This window comes from Methanococcoides alaskense (assembly GCF_027594145.1).
GTDB classification, from domain to species: Archaea; Halobacteriota; Methanosarcinia; order Methanosarcinales; family Methanosarcinaceae; genus Methanococcoides; species Methanococcoides alaskense.
In genome coordinates this window covers 431,193-449,951 of the sequence record NZ_JAQFFK010000001.1, presented here as the reverse complement: position 1 = coordinate 449,951, position 18,759 = coordinate 431,193, and the positions used below count along the sequence as shown (strand labels likewise).

Genomic DNA, 18,759 nt, shown 5'->3' with positions numbered 1-18,759 from the left:
TTCATGTTTTCCTTTCTTTGCTTAAACTTTCGACCTGTTCCTGAAGTTGTTTTATCATGGATTGCATTTCATGCATTTCTCCATGCATCTGCACAAGCCGGTCATACATAGGACTTCTACCATCCTTGATGGCCTGCTCCTGTGAGAACTTTTGCTTGCTTGGAAATATATAGACATAGGTTAACCACATGCCAATAAGGGCTACAACGATCATTCCTCCAAGGAATAATATGTATTCTGGAAATAGTGTCCTGAACAATGTGTCGTTCGAACTGTAATACTGGATGCGGGTTATCATGATGAAATTCAGGAGGGAAAAGAGGAACATGGTCTCGCCTACGAGAATGAGGAGACCGCCAAGACGAGTGGATGTTGATCTTTGTTGGGGGATCAGGCGGGATAGCATGTTGAGGGTCACCTTTGGAATGTCTATGTGCAATATTTAATATTTATAGAGTTAAGAAGTAAAAATGCTTTCCGATTGAATTTTTAGAATTAATTTACATGTGCAGGTGAATAGATTGGAATTGTAACAAAAGTAGAGATATACACGACAAATTTCGATCTTTTTTCTATTGATGAGGTCTGCTATAATGCTAATTCCCGTGATTGTTGTGTGTTAGCAATTACATTAACAAAGTAACAAAAAATAAAGAAAAAAAAGATAGGTGATGGAAAATATACTTTTTCATTGGGCTTTCTTACCATTATTAGCCCATATACTATAGAATCAGTATTACATCAAGAAAATTTACAAGATCACCCGGATTCATGTCCCAGATGGATATGGAGCTGCTCCCATATTATAACCGTTGTCAACCATATGACCCTGATCAATATCGAAAACTAGAATAGAAACCTCTGTGTTTATTATTCCGATGTCCACAGCATTACCAGTTGGACTACTGATCACAGTATCTTTTAATATGAAAGCTGATCTCCCACTTGCTTGTTCATTTACTGTTACTGTGATGCTTGCAAAAGTTGCTGGCGTTGAGACATCTGCAGCACCTAGAATACACCCATATGTATCACCGAGTAAACCTGAATTCATAGGAGCACCAACAAAAAATGTTCCCATACCACTTTGTTTGAACAGATTGCCTTCGTTCACACCTTCGACCTGGAACTTTGAACTATCGTAAAGTAGATCAAATTGCATTCCTGCAATATCAACATCCGGAGAAACGAAGACATCGATTGTGAAAGTCTCGCCAGGTTCAAGGATCTGTGACGATGGTTGTAAAATTACATCTGTAGCAGCTGCAGAAACGTTACTTAGAACCGCCAACAATGTAATTATAGCAACTATTTTAAAGACGTTTTTTATGCAAATCATATTTTACCCCTCATTTGAAATATATTAGAGGACTTTTATCTAATCAACTAAATTTAAAATCCCCAATTTACCATTGTGTTGTTGCTATATAAACATTGTGAAAAAATCGAATATGTTATGAGTATCATCATTATTATATACTGCCTCAAATTCGATTGATCTTCAATACTAGAGAAGGAAATTGTAACTAGTTGATACTAATGTAATTACAAAAGTAACATCCTTTTACATAATGGTAATTACATTTTTATTAAAATAAAAAAAGGTATGAAAATCCCAGAAGTCGAATATTCAGATATTAAAAAGAAAAAAAAGGAGATGCAGAATCTACATCTCACTTTACTGTTTCACCAAAGTACTGTGCTACGAGGGTAACGTCCTGGACGTTCACTTCACCATCCTGATATACATCCGAATTTGGATTTATGTTTTCAGTACCCATATTCTGCCCCACCAGAGTAACATCCAGAATATTCACCATACCGTCCCTATTCACATCCCACCTTGGATGTGACTCAACGATTATGCTGATGGATTCAGAATCAGCAATATACCCATCAGTCACTTCAAAGGTAATGGTATAGGTTCCTGCCTGACCCACTGATGGTGTCCAGCTGAATATACCTGATACAGTATCAAAGCTTGCACCGCTGGGCAGACCTGTAACTGAGTATGTAAGACTGTCACCATCTGCATCAGAACCACTGGTCACAAAGCTCAAACTACTTTCTCCATCCACTGTTCGATCACCGATTGAGGTCAGTACAGGTGCTGTATCGATCACAACTGTTGTACCGGATACAGTGCGAGGTGCCTGCTCTGAATTTGCATTACTGATCACCACATCAGACAAACCAAGCTCCGCAATGCCTGCAGTGCTACCTGCAGTAAAAGTTATACTTGCCATGGCACCCTCTGAAGATACAGGTGATGCACCCAAGATAGAGCAGTAGACATCTGTAATAATTCCATCCAGGTTGTTAGTCGTACCGATATTGAACAGGGTAGATGCTCCATCCTGACTGAACAGGTCACCTTCTATTACACTGTCTACGGTTACCAGCTGGCCATCGAAGAGAAGGTCAAATTGAGCACCTGTTATCGGCTCTGATGGGTCAATTGAAATATCTATGGTGAAAGGCTGGTTTGGAGCGACTACTTGGGTTGAAGAGGATATCATTATCGAAGTAGCTCCATCATTGGAATCAACAAGCACTTCCCATAATCGAGAAATGAATCCATTATCATTAGAAGCTGTAAATCTGATATCATAGACACCTGATTCTTCCCAGTCAACCGTAGTTGCCATAGCACCTTCTGCAATGATCTCATCATTTTTGTACCAAACCATAGAAGTCATGGATTGGTCAGCAATTACACTGAAATCTGTGGAAGTGCCAAACTCCTGAGATAGTGTAGAAGTTCCCGGAAATATGCTGGAAATAGCTGGCATCACATTTCCTGACCCGCTGTTAATGTCCCAAGTTTTAGTTATTGTGCCACTAGAGTTGGTGCCTTCGAATGTGATCGTATGACCATCCTCATCCGGCACTGTCCATGTGTACTCTAAAGAGTTTTGTGAAACGAGTTCACCATCAACAAACCATTTCATTGTTGTCAGATCTTCATCTGTCCATACCTGGAATTTCTTGGTATCACCCATGTTGAAGGGATTGAACTCAGCTGGAGCAAAACCGGTTACTTGTGGACCAGTTGAATCGTCAAGGATTATTGCTGTTATGGTATATGTTGGAATATTTGGGTCAGAGCGATACCAGGTGGAGTCAGGTATTACTCCTGTAAGTGACAAGGAATCACTGACCTGAGTTGTGACGACTACATCATATTGAGGATATTGCAAACTGTCGGAACTCCTATAGAACTCCACTATTGCTGGTGAACTAAAGCGATCATCTTCAGGCAATGGCAATCTACCCGTATGGATTGTAGAAAATATATTTTTATAATTCCCATACCCATCTACTGTTTGAACTAAATCATTGACAAATAAAACATCTGCATTTGCAATCGCAGAGCCTGTTGAATTTTGTACAATGATATCAGGGTACTTATAAACAGAGATGTTATCTGAACCCCATAGTACATCATATTCAACATTTATAAATTTAGGATCAATCGCCTTATCAGAATCAAGACAGTTAATTGATGCATCAATTATAGTGCTTTTTTTGACAATTACACCATCTAACTCATAAAGTGAAATTTTATTAAACCAAGGGTTAGCAAAGTTTGTGGTGTTTGTAAAAGTTGCATTTATTACAGTTATATTTTTAGCATCACCCATACCAATACCCCCATCTATCTGTGTAAGATTGGTTATTGTTACATCGGATACATTATTCTGTATGATGACCCCCGCACCCTCTGAATAAATATTATTAATTGTAATGTTTGATGCAGAAGGATTATCGTGATAACCTGCCGTTATCAAAATATTGTTACCCCTCACACTATCATATATACTAATATTATTAATTATAGCATCATTACAAGGATGAATATCGAGACCATTATGCCCATAATTACGCACTACTATATTTTCAGCACGTATAAAACGTTCACCACCAGAAATACCTAAACCACTCCAACCAGTGTCATTAATATAAATATCGTGAATATAATTATTGTACCCCTTAGTCAATGAAACCCCTAACCCTGCAGAACCTTCATCCAAACTATCCCCAATATGCTCCACAAAAACATCATATAATTCACTGTTTGATACCGTATCTAATAAGATACCACTCTCTGTTGATTTAGGCAGATTCACTACAGAAATATTATACATTGTTAAATTGTCTGAATTAAAGATGTATAACCCATCCCCACTAGCAGATTGAAGATCTTCTATTTGTATATTATAAACATATGTATCATTGACATTATCTAACCAGAGAGTACGAGTATTTATGGTTGTAATGTTTGAAAGATTTCCAATAGGATGTCCATATATTTGTATTGCAGTGGTATTGCGCACAGTTACATTGTTAAACTCGGGATTATGGAGTATTAGTCCCCCTCTAACTTCTGGCATAGACGATGTGAGATTCCATCCCGTTAAATGAACATTTTTTATACGAAATACATCACTATCATCCCATCCATATAATAGTTTAGTTTGGTCACTGTTACCTGTCAGCCGAACTTCTGAAGCTTCCGAATCAGTAATAGAAACCGTAGAATTTTTTGAATAAATTGCAGCATTGATTGTCCAAATATCACCATTCATTACATTAATAAGAGATTTATCATTTATGTCATTATAAATATCAACAAGATTTACGTATTGTTCATCTTCAACATATATAACATTATAAGCAGCAACATAATCAATATTGGCTGAAACGTTTGGAACTAGAATAAAGACTGAAAACAAAAATAAAAGTAAGCAACGTATATTGAGAGGAAAATTAATTTTTTTAGAGCACATGTTGAATCTCCATATTTTAGAATAATCTTGAAACATTTTATATCACCATGAATTCAATAATAATGCTCATTAATATATATCCCATGGCACCACATTCGTTTTTTTTGAACATACAATCAATAATGATATGAAAATGTCGCCATTATAAGTACACTGAATTTGAACATAAGTAATTAAGTCCCAAGATATAATACAGCACAACTAATCATCCACCCCAATATAATATATAACCATTTCGCCTACAAGGGAGCTGTCAAAACTTTGAAATGGGAAGAATCTGCCTTATGCACATTATTATAAACAACATATAAGCATTAATCACGCAGGGATATGCTGTTGTTTTTTACAGATCTCGAATTCACATATTTATATAGCTAAAGACAAAATATAACCCAGTGAATTTGACAGTTACAACAAACCAAAAACTTAATGTAGATAACCGTTTTGTATTGCTTACACTCGAAATAAGCTCATCAAAATTAATATTGTTTTGAAATAATAAGTATTCAACATAGATCTCTGCAGAATCGATAGAAGTATTATTGACGAAGGTAACATATGAACATATCAATAATTATATCCACATACAAACGGCATGAAGACTTAAAGATTGCAATCGATTCCATATTAAAACAATCAACTATTCCAAAAGAAATAATTGTGGTAGATAGTGCCAATGACATTTACACAAAACAACTTCTAACAATATATTCTGATAATGATAAAGGGATTCAAACTCGATACATCCATAACCCTGTGGACAGCACAAGTATCGCTAAAAACGTTGGTGCTGATGCTGCAAAAGGTGATATACTCTTATTTTTGGACGATGATGTCATATTATATGAACACTTCATTAAAGAAATACTTGAGGCATATGAAACTTATCCCAATGCATCAATAGTACAAGGGAATATAGAAGCTAAAAATACTATAACTAAATCACGGCGATTATGGAACATTATATGGAATAGATATGCTCAAGTATTTTATTTATTTCATTTTACTAATAAAAAAATGAATATTCTTCCTTCTGGTAAAAATACTGCCCCATTAATACGAGATGAATTTTTGAATTGCCAGTGGGCAAGTGGTTGTTGTTTAAGCATAAAGAGTGAAGTGTTTAGTCATTACAGATTTGACAATAAATTAGTTAAATATAGTTATTGTGAAGACGCAGATTTATCATACCGAATTTATAAAAATGACTCAGAATCAATATATCTCGCCCCAAATGCAAAGTTAATTCATAAGGGTTCATTCAATAAAAATTCCCCAGTGAAAGCCGCAGTTATAATGGAAAAAACTTACAATATGTATTTCATGGCTAAAAATCTGGGGAAGACTACTAACTATATTTTATTTTTCTGGAGTGAAATCGGTGCATTCACGAGAGATATAATATATCTTTTTATACATATAAGAAACATGAAAAAATACTACTTATTTCGACTTATGTATAGTTTAAGTGCATATTATATTTGCCTAAGACATATTTCAAAAATAAAACATTTAGACATTGAATATATCAATGAGAGATACATAATATGAGCACTTTGCGTAAAATTGCTAAGAACACTACCGCAATGATTGTAGGCAATATATTTGTGAAAATATTAGCTCTTATTATATCTATATCCTTAGCAAGATATTTAGGAGTGGAAAGCTTTGGCAAGTATACTTTTGTGATTACTTATTTGATGTTCTTTAGTTTTATAAGTGGTTTTGGAGTTGATCAAGTTGTTATACGAGATATTTCAAGAAACTCATCAGTAACTAGTAAGATGATGAATAATGCACTCTTTATTAGGTCAATAACTTCATTTATAGCAATAGCACTATCGGTTATTTTTATAAATTTGCTAGATTACCCCACAGATACTAAATTGTACATAACTATTGCTTCCACCATATTATTATTTCAAGGATTAAGCTACCTTTTTGAGTCATTATTTCAATCAAATTTAAAAATGGAATATTCATCAATTGCCATGATTGTGTCTAAGTCTATTTTTGTGTTACTTGTAGTTGCACTCATTTATAAAAATGGTTCATTAATGCAACTGATTTTATTATTCGTATTTTCGGAAAGTATCAGAACTGTTATAAGTGCGATATACTCCCGCAAATTTACTAAGTTTAATTTTCAAATCGATACACATACATTTAAATATTTAGTAAAAGAAGCACTACCATTCGTATTAGGATCTGCTTTTTATATAATATATTATCGAATTGATATTTTAATGTTATCAATACTCGAAGGTGATAGCGCTGTTGGATTATATTCTGCAGCATATAAGCTAACAGATCCATTACTTTTTTTGCCTGGTGCGCTTGCTTCTACGCTGATGCCAGTAATGTCAAAACAATATATTGGAGAAAGAAAAAACCTCAAAAAGACGTATCGAATGGGATCGAAATATATAGTGATGTTGATGCTACCAACAACGGTTGGATTATATGTGATTTCGGAGAAATTAATCTTATTACTTTATACTGTTGAGTTCTCAAACTCTATCTTTGCATTACAAATACTTGCTGGCACAATAATAGCAAACTCCATAAATTCAATCCAAACTTCTGCATTAGCTGCAACAAATAAACAAAAGTTAAACCTTATAGCAGTTGCGATTTGTTGTGTAATAAATGTGATTTTAAATATAGTTCTTATCCCAAAATATAGTTATGTAGGAGCTGCTTTAGCAACATTAATATCAGTTATTTTATTATTTAGTATAGGGTATTATTTTATATATAAGCATTTGTCAATGCAATCTCTCAACAAAGAAACAATTAAGCCTATTGCAGCATCAGGCATAATGGGATTAGCTTTGTTTGTATTGTTGGAACTTAATCTGATACTTTTAATTGTCATTGGTGTACTCATATATACGATTGCCCTGATACTACTAAAAGGATTTACAAAAGAGGATTTGACAATGGTAAGGAAACTGTTTGGAAATAGATAAATATTGTGTGTTTCAAATACTACCATTGTCATTATTTGTATCGTATTTTCTTATCAACCCGAGTGCTCTAGCATTAATCATACATTTATTTTTTCAAACTCGATAGTCATCCTCTCAACAACTGCATCCCATGTGAAAAACTCTTCCACCTTTTTTCTTCCAGAATTTCCCATTCTTTTCATCAAACTTTCATCCTTCAACAAACATATAATTTTCTCGGCAAGTTGGTCTGGGTTATTTGGTGGAACCAAATAACCAGTTTCTTCATTTATTATTATTTCAGGCATTGCATCTACAGTACTTCCAATACAGGGAAGTCTATGTGCCATTGCTTCTAAAAAAACTAGTCCAAAAGGTTCTGTAAGGGATGGCATCACAAACATTGATGCAACATTATAATAATTTGTCTTTTCACTATGTGACACAAAGCCCTTTACCTCAACACCTTCCATATTGATATCTGGACTAGAGCCTATTATAATCAAACGTACATCCTTTATTTCGGCCTTCACTTGTTTAAATGCTTCTAAAAGTACATACCCCCCCTTTCTTTCAAAATCAATCCCAACAAACAATATTACCTTATTTTCATAAGCCTTTTCTACGTTAGGCACATCATCCAAATTTGTACCTGCATACACCGTAACAACTTTTTCGTCACTTACCCCATAATCGTCTATAATTGATCTTCTTGTATGATTACTGAGCGTAAAAACAACATTTGCGTTGTTATAAGATTTAGTTTCCAACTCTAACCATTTTTCTTTATGTTTAGCGCACAGGAAGTCACACCAATCAGGTATCTCTCTTTCCGCTAATTTCATTGTGAAATCTGTATAAATAAATCGGGGTACATCTTTTATATCTAATATTGCTGGGATCCATCCCGTTTGAAGTACCAAATCACAGTTTGATTTCATATCTTTTAATGATTTATTTGCACTCTTTGTCCTCTTCAAAACATAATATGGTGTCCTAAAACGATAATAAGATACATCTCCATGATATATTTCCTCAATGGGATGAATATATTTATTTATATTTGGTTTTTTCAGAAAACAGTATAAGATATTGTAGTACTTCCAAAAACCAGAGAGTTTATTGTCGATAACTCCAATTAGTTCATGTCTTTTTGATATAGTATCAAACAAATTATAATTAGCCCCTGAAAATCCTTTAAAGCCGCCTGAACTCAAACCTAGAACTTTATACTTTTTTGCCATTAATCTCACTAACCATTCATTTCAAATTTTTTCCCATTTTTGTGTTTTAAAATTATATATTTTGATGACTTTTGCAGGAGCACCAACTGCTACTGAATAAGAATCAACGTTTTTATTAACAACCGAATTTGCTCCAATTACACAATGCTTACCAATAGACACCCCTTTTAGTATAACACTACCCCTCCCTATCCAGACATCATCTGAAATCTTTATTGAAGATGTATTGTATCCTTGTGAATCTATATTATTATTAACATCAATGTATTCATGATCATTATCCCTTATACTCACAAATTCTCCAATCAATGTATTGTCACCTATCTCAATGGAATCCATACATGCAACAAAATTATTACCTGTGAATTGAACATTTTTTCCTATTGATATATTTGCATTTTCTGAACATTCAAACCTACAAAAGTTACCAACATGTGTATTTAGATCGATGGATAAATTAGAATTAGGACCTAATCTCCAGAATACATCTTTTTCTACATTCGTGTGAGAATCAATATAAAATCTAGTGTTATAACCATATAACGTATTTTTGATAATAATTTTAACTTTAAATTTGATTAATGATATTTTAACTTTAAATTTTGTCCAATTTGTTAGCATTTGTTAAGACCTCGTCGTACAAGTTCATATAACAATTTATGATTTTGCCCCACCTATATTTGTTCGCAAATTCTTTTTGGATATGTATATCATTTTCATTATAACCTGAAGAGACCAAAGATAATATATCTGTTATTTTTTCAGTTGTTGGTTCAAAATGATTTAATTGATAACCATCTTGAAGAACAAAATTGTATATTCCCGCTTTGCTCGAAAAAAATACGGGACAATTTGCGCATGCAAAAGCTTCCATGACAGCTAAATTAAATGCATCGAATCTAGACGGATATATTGCAACATCGACATTTTGCAAAAAAAACTTAATGGTTTCTCTATCTACATTACCAAGAAATACAACATTTTCAGTGATATTCAATTTAGTGCATAACTCAAGTAGATATTTTTTATATGGAGCATCGCCTGCAATATATAGCATTGTTTGAGAGTTAAATTTGACATATTTTCCAACTGCTTTTATTAACATATCTACTCCCTTTTCGGGAGGTAGACGACCATGGTAAAATATACAAGTTTTACTCTTATCAATCAGATTCTTTAATCGATAGGACTCAATTTGTTCCAATGGTTGATACCAATAATCATCGAGACCATTGGGAATTACTACATTTTTTTTAATATTATAATTATCTATAAGGATGTTTTGTACAATAAATGAGTGCGTAACAATTCTAGTTGCATAACGTAAAAGAAATGGAATAAATATAACAGATGGTATGCACATTATGTCCAAATGTTTTTCATACTTAAGTCTCATATAAAATTCATTTCGTACATCACCATGATAATGCAATATTAAAGGAAATTTTTTTAATATTGATAACAGATTGATCAAAAACTTTAAATTTGGAAATATATTTGGACTAATTGGAATATGCACCACGTATTTATTACGACTGCGAATAAGTTCTGAAAACGTAATGCTTTTAAACTTGTAACCATAGATCAAATGATCAATATTTTCTTCATCGTCAGTAAATAATAATATATCTTCAAACGGTAAATCATCCATATGATTAATTAATTCTTTAAGTATTGATTTTCCAACTCTTGCAGGAGCATCCTCGTGAGTAGAATAGAAATAAACCAACTCCATACTTTCTTCATCTCCCTATAAATGTGAAATTATCCAATCTACTTTCCTTTTTGTCCAGAAGATATAACATCAATCCAACCCACTTAATAACATTCACACCAATCTACAAAATATACAGTATGAAGTTAATCAATAGCATCTTTTGTGATATCCCCTTTTACAGTATTAAATATATTTTTGACAAAATAGAGGATTTGAAAACATACCAAAGCTACTGCATGTAACACTCCTTCAAAGTATAAACTCCTCATTTGGAATCGACATAACATTTACTATAAAAATCACCTTTATACTCCTTATAACCCATATTTCGAAATTTCGAAGGACTTGACTTTTCTGCCACAATAACTTAATAGAATTTGATCCATAAAGATTTCGTCTAGATAAATAATCATAAATCATTATAACTTTTTGCCACCACATTTTTAAAGTTGTTTCGATTAATTTTTCTCATTAAAATTTGAATATGATACTTGTGTTTGTATGAGCACCGTTAGATGAGCCATAATCTAATCCTACCATTATCAAAAATATTAGCCTTCTTATTTCTTACTGAATTCATTATTATTCTATAAGATCGGACATCTTCTATAATATATGTCATATTGAATTTATTGATGTAAGAAATCGCACGTACATCATCTATATCATTTAATTCTAACATCCAATTAGTAAGTCCCCACACACTAGTTCCCGCTTTGAGGGAATAAGGGCCCTCAAAATAATAATCTGATGACTTTGGACTACTTTTCAGAACTTCAGCCTCAGATATGTTTATCAGTCCATAAGCTGCAATCACTGCACCTCCAGTTGGAATCGCAGGATGAGCATCTGAGGTTGGAAATAGCCTCCAAGTTTCCCCCCCAGTTCCAATCCCATGTGAACCATCTGGAATGTATTTATTTGTCCACACTGATGCTTTATAGGTAACATCTTCCATATACCAATAGTTATCAGTACGCTCTGTACGTCCATGATTATAATATGTTGAAAACGCAACACTTGAAAGTAGAATTGCTATTAAAAATATAGCAGTAAACTTGCTAGCTTTTATGCGAAAATCCACCATGTTTCTCAATGCAATTGCTATAGCAAGTGTAATAAATAGAATCAGAAGATAGATCCCATATTTTTGCTCATAGAGGAAAGGGAGAAATATGAGCACCATGCCGAGAAAGTACCGGTCTTCAAAGGTTTTATCGTCTTTCAGTATCAAGTATAAATAGCCACCAAAGGCAAAGATTAGCGGTGGACCAATATTCCTAACACTAATAAACAAAACATAAACTAGCCAGTCATATCTAGAACCAGCACTTATCATGCTCCTTGTAAAGAAAGGAATCATGAAAACCGAGAGAATACCAAATACATAAATATAATTTAAGTAATTGCGATTTTCCCACTTAAAATTAAATCTTGATATGATTTTTAAAAAAATGAACATCCCTACTAATGGGATTAAGAAATAAAAATAATGATGTGTTGCCATTAAAAAAAATCCAATACTCAGCAGAAGAGGTAATGATCTAGTATAATGCATTTTTTTTAATAATATAAAAATAAATAATGGAAGAAATATTATGAATGGCCCTCTTGCACTGACTTCCCAAGTGCTGAACGTCAATATTCCCTGTGAAACTGAGAAGAAAAAAGCCATAAAATATTTGAATAGAAAATCATTATAAAAAATTCCTGCAAATACATATGCTGTGAATATACTGAACAAACCAAGTATTATAGAAAATATTAGTATTGTTATTTCCATGTCTAAGGAAGTAAGTCCAGTAAGGTTCGCGAGTCCAGATAGAGAAAAAGGGATCGCACTAGCATATGAATAAGGATATAATCCAAAAACTGATAGCCAATTATGCCACCAATTTGCCGTTCCAAAAGTTGTAATCGAATTAGCAAGAGCATGTATAAAATAAGAATCCCAACCTTTTTCATGAGGAATGGAAGGTATCCTTATAACCAGGTTTAACAACAAGAGTAAAATCATTAATGTTACTTTGCTTTTCTTCGATACGTATTGCATATTAGAACCTTGATTTGACTTTTTGCACATAATCATCGATAATCTCACGATGTTTCTTTCTGTAATACTTTCTTACCTCTAACAGATCTATTTTATCCATTCTAGTAAGAGCGCTCCTAATATAGGCATAAATATATGCAATACCCCTATAATAGGGTTTTGTTAAACTATATTTAACAGATTTGAAAATTACATATATTGGATGATAATCTCTATAATAATCCGACTCCCCTCGTGTCATAAACCCTTTCCAAAACCCTTCAGCACTGCTTGTTTTTCGGAGTTCTACTCCTACGATATCATCGTATTTTATTGTGTCCCAACCGTGCAGCATTGCTAACACATTCGATACAGAATCTGCGGAGTAACTTTGAGGAAAACCTCCTGTATCTTCAAAACATTTAGTTCTCCATACCCTCAACCCGCCAATTGGATGATTAGAGCGACCTTGTTCCAGTTTTTTCACCCCATTGATTAGATAGGCAACTGTGCCACTACTAACACCCATATTAGGATTTTCTTCAAATCTTCTAATTATTTTTTCAAAAAAATCAAAATCAAGAACCATGTCTGCATCAATTAAACCAATATACTCAATTGAAATATTATTGGATTTACATTTATCAAGAGTGTTTTTTATTGTACGATCTACAATTTTTGCATAATGAAAACCAAGATCGCGACTTGCAATTTCGCCATCGATTACATCGATCCAATCATACTTTCTTTGCAATTCATGAGCTACTTGTGCAGTACCATCAGTACTACCGTCATTAAAAATAACCCACAAAATAGGCGTTATCGTATTATTGATGATAGACTCCGCTAATTGAGGCAAATTCTCAGCTTCGTTGCGGCACGGTGTCACTATAATATAATTAGTTGAGATCATATTAACCACATGAAGTTATTGGAAGTAGCATAAATATATTTATCAAAATTGAGATATACTATATTAAAGTAGATAAATTTCATAGATTCGTCATTTGTGGAGCAAGAATATTTAAAATATCTTACGGTATACATCATACCCTTTTTCACATATATTATATACCATAGAATTATGAATTTTTGTATATTTCCCGTAATTTTCAACTGATCCACCAAATTGATTTTTAAAGTCCCTTACACTATATTCTTCTTTAGGATTGCCAGCACCACCAAAATCAAACAATGAATAGCCATTATTTAATCCCCAATAAAGAGTATTCCAAACAAGATATTCATTAGGATTTAATCGTAAATAATCCCTATTTTTTGTAGAACAGGCATACCAATCATAAAGAGTATCTTTGTAATTAAGTGATAATAATCCTGCAATAGGTTTTTCATCATACAGTGCAAGATAAATTTTTGCCAGACCTTCAGGAACAAGATGTGAATATATATTATGGAATAACTTTAGATCCCTAACTGATATATGATTTACATTCGAAGTTTCAACAAGCATATTATAAAAATCATCAATTTCTACCATTGATTCGACTTCTTTTATTATGACACCATTCTTTTTCGCTTTCCTGACACCAGTACGTCGATTCTTATGTAAATTGGCCCATAGTTCATCTTCAGAGAGAGTTAGATCAATGAAAATATTCAGATCATCTTCGAATTCAAATCCACATGTAGTCAAAATGTCACGCATATGGGGATTAAAATTAGGATAAATACGAGAATAAAGTGATTTCTTTTTAGAAATATTGTTATACTCATTCAGCAATAATAAAACTGCTTTTTCGCCTCTTTCAGAATCCTCCCAGAGAGGACCTCCCCTAATTGTTGAATGAGATGAGAAATACCCAAGTTTCTTTTTTTCAACAAATTTTACACTTACTATAGATGCAATTATATTATCAGATTCATCGATCACAGCTAAAGAAGATGCATAACAATTAGGAACATCCTGATAAACGTCGAGTATATGGCCTGATTGAAAAATTGTTCCATATTCATTTTTAATGGCAAAATCATTCAGTTTAACCCTATCTGGTTCCACAATACTAAAGTGCATCTCAAAGTCCTCTCTTATCAATATTAATTATACGATCAATAATAAAATTACAAACATCAATATTATGATTTAGCATAACAACTTTTTTTGATTGCCATTCATCTTTCGTATTTTTATTTTGCAAAAACGAAATGGTTTTTTCCAAAGCTTCTCCCCTATCAGGAATGTTGTAAACCAGATCATATTCAGTTTCCAACTCATTCAAATAGCCCCTTTCCGTATTTGAAACATAAATGGAAGGAATACCTAAAACTGCAGCTTCTGAGGCCATTGTAGCGCCTTCGCTTAAACATATAGATGCATAATTAATAATATCATGCAGATCATCGGGATCCAGATCTAACTGATATTCTTTTATTGTATCCCAATCCAACTTTTCAGACGAGATAATGACTCTACCATATTTTTCTAAAGAAGAGATATAGTCCCTTAATTCATCCTCGGTCTCAAAATCAAATCCACTTGCATGAAGATCATGATGAGAAGATAATGCAGATAATCTCAATAGAATATAGCCTTCTTCCAGACCATATTTATCTAAGACACTTTTGTTCGGTTTGAAATATTTTGGATGAAGATAAGCCAATTCGTAATAACCCTTAAAGCGTTCCTGTTTAGGACCAAGGTCAAGATAAAATGATGTTGAAGTGTATATTTTATCCGTAAAAGGTAATGTCAACATGGTGACAAGACCGGCAATCTCAGTATCAGAAAATGCCAGATGGGGCTTTCTCATCAAACTGCTTACATGTGCGGAATATGGAGAACCTGGACTAACAAACACATCCGGTTTGAACTTTCTGGCAATCATATAAAGGCGAAGATCGTTCGCAAGAATGCCAAAAGCTTTTCCAGCCATACTCTTATAGTAAGGACAGACCTCATACTCAAAACCTGCATCATCAAGCATTCTTTTAGTGCTTTCTTTTGCACGAACAAAGATCTTTACCGTATGGCCCATTTCCTGTAGAGAGAGAATGACATTCTTAAAGACATTAACGTCTTTAGGATGACCGATATCAAGCATAATTCTCATATTAGCACCACCGTACTCTCGTAACCATAAATAAAGCTCACTTCAATCTCCTATAAACCCCATACCCAACTTCAGCCATCCTATTCCTCAACTTCCCATGCACCTTCTTATACCTTCCAAAATTGACCTGTTGTCCACCAAAGCGTCTCTTAAATTCCCTGACACCATACGGTTTGTCAGGATGACCGGCACCACCGAAATCGAACACTTTATACTTACCGGCATTCGAGTTCAAGATATTCCAGACAAGAGCCTCGTCCACATAAGGGACATCTGCTAATGAGCCTGCATACCAATCATACACGAGGTCTTTGTAATTAAGAGTTATACGTGCACCTACCGGAACATCGTCCTGTAACGCAATAAAGAAATCTGCCATATCCTTTGGCACAAACTCAGCATAAATAGCTTTGAAAAGTGAAAAATCAGCAACCGGCATTTTTACATTTAAATACGTTTGATGTATCAGATCATAAGAAGCCTTCAGTTCGGCATCATTTTCTACTTTTTTTATCATGATACCGGACTTTTCCGCACGATTAACACCTTTTCTGCGGGATTTGCTTATGTCTGACCAGATCTCCGCTTCATCCCGGTCCAGATCGATAAGGAAATCCAGATGTTGGTCATACTCATAACCGTATGACAAGATCGTTTCTTTGATGTCAGATGTATCCCTTATATTCCTCATCTGTGAATAGACCACTTTACTTTTGACAGAACTACCGTACTCTTTTAGTAAAAGAGACAAGGCTTCCTTTCCCCTTTCCCCTTCCTTCACAAGGGGACCACCCATTATTACACCCCTGCCTGTAAAGCTTCCTGCAACACCACTCATCTCACTGATAATGGATGCCTGTAAAATGGCCAGGACCTCTCCATCATCAGGATCAATTGCAGCCAATGAGAATGGCACATAGCTCTTAGCCTGACGATAAACATTGGCCATGGAAGCTGTCTGGAATATATTACCATAAGGATGCTCATAGACGAATTTATCCCATAATTTAGGGTCAAGTGAATCAGTTATCTCTATCATAAAATCATACCACGGTCAGCTATCGGATCCTCGTCCTCTATACCAGACAATACCGGCCTTTCCGACATTTTTCAGATTTTGCATGAACAATTCCTTCGTCCAGCCAATACTCTCATCACACCAACGATTTGGATGTGCGAGTATACACATCTGAGGTATTTCTTCTTTTCTGACAAGATCGATCACATCATCTGTTGTAGCAATAGTACCACCAGAATATGAAAGAGCATTGGAAGCATTGTCCAGAACATCCTTCACCCTGACATTTCTATCCGCCCAGGTTCTTCCGGTATCCGTAAGATAGAGAACCTTGCTATAATCGATGGATAGATAAGGTTCCGCCACGATCCCGAAATCTCTTATGTCGTGATCTGCCCAAAGATCGCGATTTGACCACGGCGCCAGTGGATTTCCATGCATGCATGCGGTCATTATTGGTTTTACGGCTCTTAGATCACTAAGTTCTGTTTCAAATATCTTGATCGCTGCAGAAGTGTCACCCTTAGCCTTGTCCATAACTTCATAATGAAAACCTATCTCGTGGCCAAGGTCTGCTATTTTGTGCATGAACTCCGGCTTGAATACATCGTCTGTATGCCGGAAATAATAGGTAGAACGAATACCATACTCATTTTCGAGTTGGGCCATATCCAGAGATCTCTGTACAGCCCTATCCACATCATGTCTTAAAATAATACAGTTTTCAACCACATCAGAACTAAAATGATCCAGTACAGGAATTGGATTATAGTCTGTTTCGACTATAGTTTCAAGAAGTTCCCTGTATTTGGATAAAGTAAAATCACGACCCATTTTCCACCACCAGAATTGTAAACATAACGATTTATGATCAACGAATGTAAGTTATTTCAGAGACATAGTTTATTCTTATCACATATATAATATATGACTCATATATTAATGATATTATAAAGTGAATATTAGTATATTATGCACAAACTAGAAATAGATTGAACAGCACATACTTTGACAGAGTATTCATCAAAAAATATAATATGTGAGGATTAATTCACTTTTTGAATATTTCATACAGTTTGAATCTAAAAATAATATGTGAGATTTATGATAAAAAGCGATAAAACCCTACTATTCATTCTTATGACCCTTGCGCTCTTCATAGGTGCGACCATAGAGCTTAGTGAAGGTTCAACGACCATAGGTGTAATATTGCTTCTGGCTGCTGTCGCTGCGATCACACAGATTAGATTGTCAGAAAGAAAAGATATTCGAGTCTCTAAAATTTACATATCAATTGGTGCATTGATAGTCTTTGCAACCCTATTCTACAACTTCAGAGCTACCAGTTCCCTCGGCACCCTCGATTCAATGACATTTTTCTTTGGAGCATCACTAATAGCATATGGTACAGACAGACCACAACTTCGACACCTTGGAGAATTTGGTGCTTATATATCAGGCGTGTTCACCGCACTCTACTTAGTATTCTATTCATTGTTCGGAATGTTGAACATTGGATTTCTCCACTTATTCGATCACTACTTAGTATTAGTACCAACAGTAACGATCATCCAGTTGTTCGGAATACCAGTTGATGTCGTAGGTATCGAAACGGTCAACCTCGCAGGAGTTGAAAATCTTACGATAATCATTGGAGGTCCATGCTCAGGGCTCTATTCTATGTTCCTTCTAATTGGGATCGTTGCTGGTTACAGCCGAATAGAAAAAATGAAATTAGATCAAACACTCAATCTACTTGGATTTGCAATAATTGTAGCATATGTATCAAATCTTGTACGTGTTGTAATTCTCTACCTTGCAGCATATTACTATGGGTTGGAAGCCATGAGAATTGTCCACACCCACCTTGGCTGGATAATCTTCGCATTCGTAGCAGGCATGATAATGTACATAATGGACCTGAAAAGCAGACGTTGAG

General features: G+C 34.4%; 15 protein-coding genes. 3 read left to right on the top strand and 12 right to left on the bottom strand.

The features are described 5' to 3' along the window. Window position 1: 1 nt before the first annotated feature. The 3 genes from PBV53_RS02180 to PBV53_RS02170 all read right to left on the bottom strand — a co-directional run bounded on the left by PBV53_RS02180 (window position 2) and on the right by PBV53_RS02170 (window position 4,790). Window positions 2-439: a hypothetical protein gene (locus tag PBV53_RS02180; protein WP_270095539.1), complete on the bottom strand. Its 438-nt coding sequence runs from the start codon at window positions 437-439 to the stop codon at window positions 2-4. 330 nt (window positions 440-769) lie between these two features. After that, the gene (locus PBV53_RS02175) at window positions 770-1,339 is read right to left on the bottom strand and encodes a cohesin domain-containing protein (protein WP_270095538.1); all 570 of its coding nucleotides are present in this window, start codon (window positions 1,337-1,339) and stop codon (window positions 770-772) included. A gap of 334 nt (window positions 1,340-1,673) precedes the next feature. Next, window positions 1,674-4,790 carry a putative Ig domain-containing protein gene (locus PBV53_RS02170; RefSeq protein WP_270095537.1) on the bottom strand — a complete coding sequence of 1,039 codons (3,117 nt, stop codon included), beginning with the start codon at window positions 4,788-4,790 and terminating at the stop codon, window positions 1,674-1,676. Between the two features lie 558 nt (window positions 4,791-5,348). Here PBV53_RS02170 and PBV53_RS02165 point away from each other — a divergent pair. Both PBV53_RS02165 and PBV53_RS02160 read left to right on the top strand, forming a co-directional pair. Continuing rightward, on the top strand, window positions 5,349-6,341 hold the full coding sequence (locus PBV53_RS02165) for a glycosyltransferase family 2 protein (RefSeq protein WP_270095536.1): 993 nt from the start codon (window positions 5,349-5,351) through the stop codon (window positions 6,339-6,341). After that, window positions 6,338-7,762 carry a flippase gene (locus PBV53_RS02160; protein WP_270095535.1) on the top strand — a complete coding sequence of 475 codons (1,425 nt, stop codon included), beginning with the start codon at window positions 6,338-6,340 and terminating at the stop codon, window positions 7,760-7,762. The genes PBV53_RS02165 and PBV53_RS02160 overlap by 4 nt, the downstream gene beginning before the upstream one ends. A 77-nt stretch (window positions 7,763-7,839) precedes the next feature. Here PBV53_RS02160 and PBV53_RS02155 read toward each other — a convergent pair whose 3' ends face one another. The 9 genes from PBV53_RS02155 to PBV53_RS02115 form a co-directional block, all read right to left on the bottom strand. Next, entirely contained in the window at window positions 7,840-8,985 is a 1,146-nt protein-coding gene (locus PBV53_RS02155) for a glycosyltransferase family 4 protein (protein ID WP_270095763.1), read from the bottom strand. A 21-nt stretch (window positions 8,986-9,006) separates the two neighbouring features. Further along, window positions 9,007-9,606: an acyltransferase gene (locus tag PBV53_RS02150; protein WP_270095534.1), complete on the bottom strand. Its 600-nt coding sequence runs from the start codon at window positions 9,604-9,606 to the stop codon at window positions 9,007-9,009. Beyond that, entirely contained in the window at window positions 9,581-10,720 is a 1,140-nt protein-coding gene (locus tag PBV53_RS02145) for a glycosyltransferase family 4 protein (protein WP_270095533.1), read from the bottom strand. Before PBV53_RS02145 ends, PBV53_RS02150 begins: the two co-directional genes overlap by 26 nt. A 493-nt stretch (window positions 10,721-11,213) precedes the next feature. Next, the gene (locus PBV53_RS02140) at window positions 11,214-12,755 is read right to left on the bottom strand and encodes a hypothetical protein (protein WP_270095532.1); all 1,542 of its coding nucleotides are present in this window, start codon (window positions 12,753-12,755) and stop codon (window positions 11,214-11,216) included. Window position 12,756: 1 nt separating this feature from the next. Continuing rightward, on the bottom strand, window positions 12,757-13,647 hold the full coding sequence (locus PBV53_RS02135) for a glycosyltransferase family 2 protein (protein ID WP_270095531.1): 891 nt from the start codon (window positions 13,645-13,647) through the stop codon (window positions 12,757-12,759). 111 nt (window positions 13,648-13,758) lie between these two features. After that, entirely contained in the window at window positions 13,759-14,787 is a 1,029-nt protein-coding gene (locus PBV53_RS02130) for a lipid II:glycine glycyltransferase FemX (protein ID WP_270095530.1), read from the bottom strand. Further along, window positions 14,768-15,802, bottom strand: coding sequence for a DUF354 domain-containing protein (locus tag PBV53_RS02125; RefSeq protein ID WP_270095529.1), 1,035 nt, complete (start codon window positions 15,800-15,802; stop codon window positions 14,768-14,770). The genes PBV53_RS02130 and PBV53_RS02125 overlap by 20 nt, the downstream gene beginning before the upstream one ends. A 37-nt stretch (window positions 15,803-15,839) precedes the next feature. Next, window positions 15,840-16,841, bottom strand: coding sequence for a lipid II:glycine glycyltransferase FemX (locus PBV53_RS02120; protein ID WP_270095528.1), 1,002 nt, complete (start codon window positions 16,839-16,841; stop codon window positions 15,840-15,842). A gap of 15 nt (window positions 16,842-16,856) precedes the next feature. Next, window positions 16,857-17,654, bottom strand: coding sequence for a polysaccharide deacetylase family protein (locus PBV53_RS02115; RefSeq protein ID WP_270095527.1), 798 nt, complete (start codon window positions 17,652-17,654; stop codon window positions 16,857-16,859). A 270-nt stretch (window positions 17,655-17,924) separates the two neighbouring features. On the opposite strand from PBV53_RS02115, the gene artC reads away from it, so the two are divergent. Next, the gene (gene artC, locus PBV53_RS02110; RefSeq protein ID WP_270095526.1) at window positions 17,925-18,758 is read left to right on the top strand and encodes an archaeosortase C; all 834 of its coding nucleotides are present in this window, start codon (window positions 17,925-17,927) and stop codon (window positions 18,756-18,758) included. Window position 18,759: the final 1 nt, after the last annotated feature.

Coding starts and splice junctions, on each gene's coding strand:
- PBV53_RS02175 (WP_270095538.1), bottom strand. CDS start 1,339: ATGATTTGCATAAAAAACGTCTTTAAAATAGTTGCTATAATTACATTG.
- PBV53_RS02170 (WP_270095537.1), bottom strand. CDS start 4,790: ATGTGCTCTAAAAAAATTAATTTTCCTCTCAATATACGTTGCTTACTT.
- PBV53_RS02165 (WP_270095536.1), top strand. CDS start 5,349: ATGAACATATCAATAATTATATCCACATACAAACGGCATGAAGACTTA.
- PBV53_RS02160 (WP_270095535.1), top strand. CDS start 6,338: ATGAGCACTTTGCGTAAAATTGCTAAGAACACTACCGCAATGATTGTA.
- PBV53_RS02155 (WP_270095763.1), bottom strand. CDS start 8,985: ATGGCAAAAAAGTATAAAGTTCTAGGTTTGAGTTCAGGCGGCTTTAAA.
- PBV53_RS02150 (WP_270095534.1), bottom strand. CDS start 9,606: ATGCTAACAAATTGGACAAAATTTAAAGTTAAAATATCATTAATCAAA.
- PBV53_RS02145 (WP_270095533.1), bottom strand. CDS start 10,720: ATGGAGTTGGTTTATTTCTATTCTACTCACGAGGATGCTCCTGCAAGA.
- PBV53_RS02140 (WP_270095532.1), bottom strand. CDS start 12,755: ATGCAATACGTATCGAAGAAAAGCAAAGTAACATTAATGATTTTACTC.
- PBV53_RS02135 (WP_270095531.1), bottom strand. CDS start 13,647: ATGATCTCAACTAATTATATTATAGTGACACCGTGCCGCAACGAAGCT.
- PBV53_RS02125 (WP_270095529.1), bottom strand. CDS start 15,802: ATGAGAATTATGCTTGATATCGGTCATCCTAAAGACGTTAATGTCTTT.
- PBV53_RS02120 (WP_270095528.1), bottom strand. CDS start 16,841: ATGATAGAGATAACTGATTCACTTGACCCTAAATTATGGGATAAATTC.
- PBV53_RS02115 (WP_270095527.1), bottom strand. CDS start 17,654: ATGGGTCGTGATTTTACTTTATCCAAATACAGGGAACTTCTTGAAACT.
- artC (WP_270095526.1), top strand. CDS start 17,925: ATGATAAAAAGCGATAAAACCCTACTATTCATTCTTATGACCCTTGCG.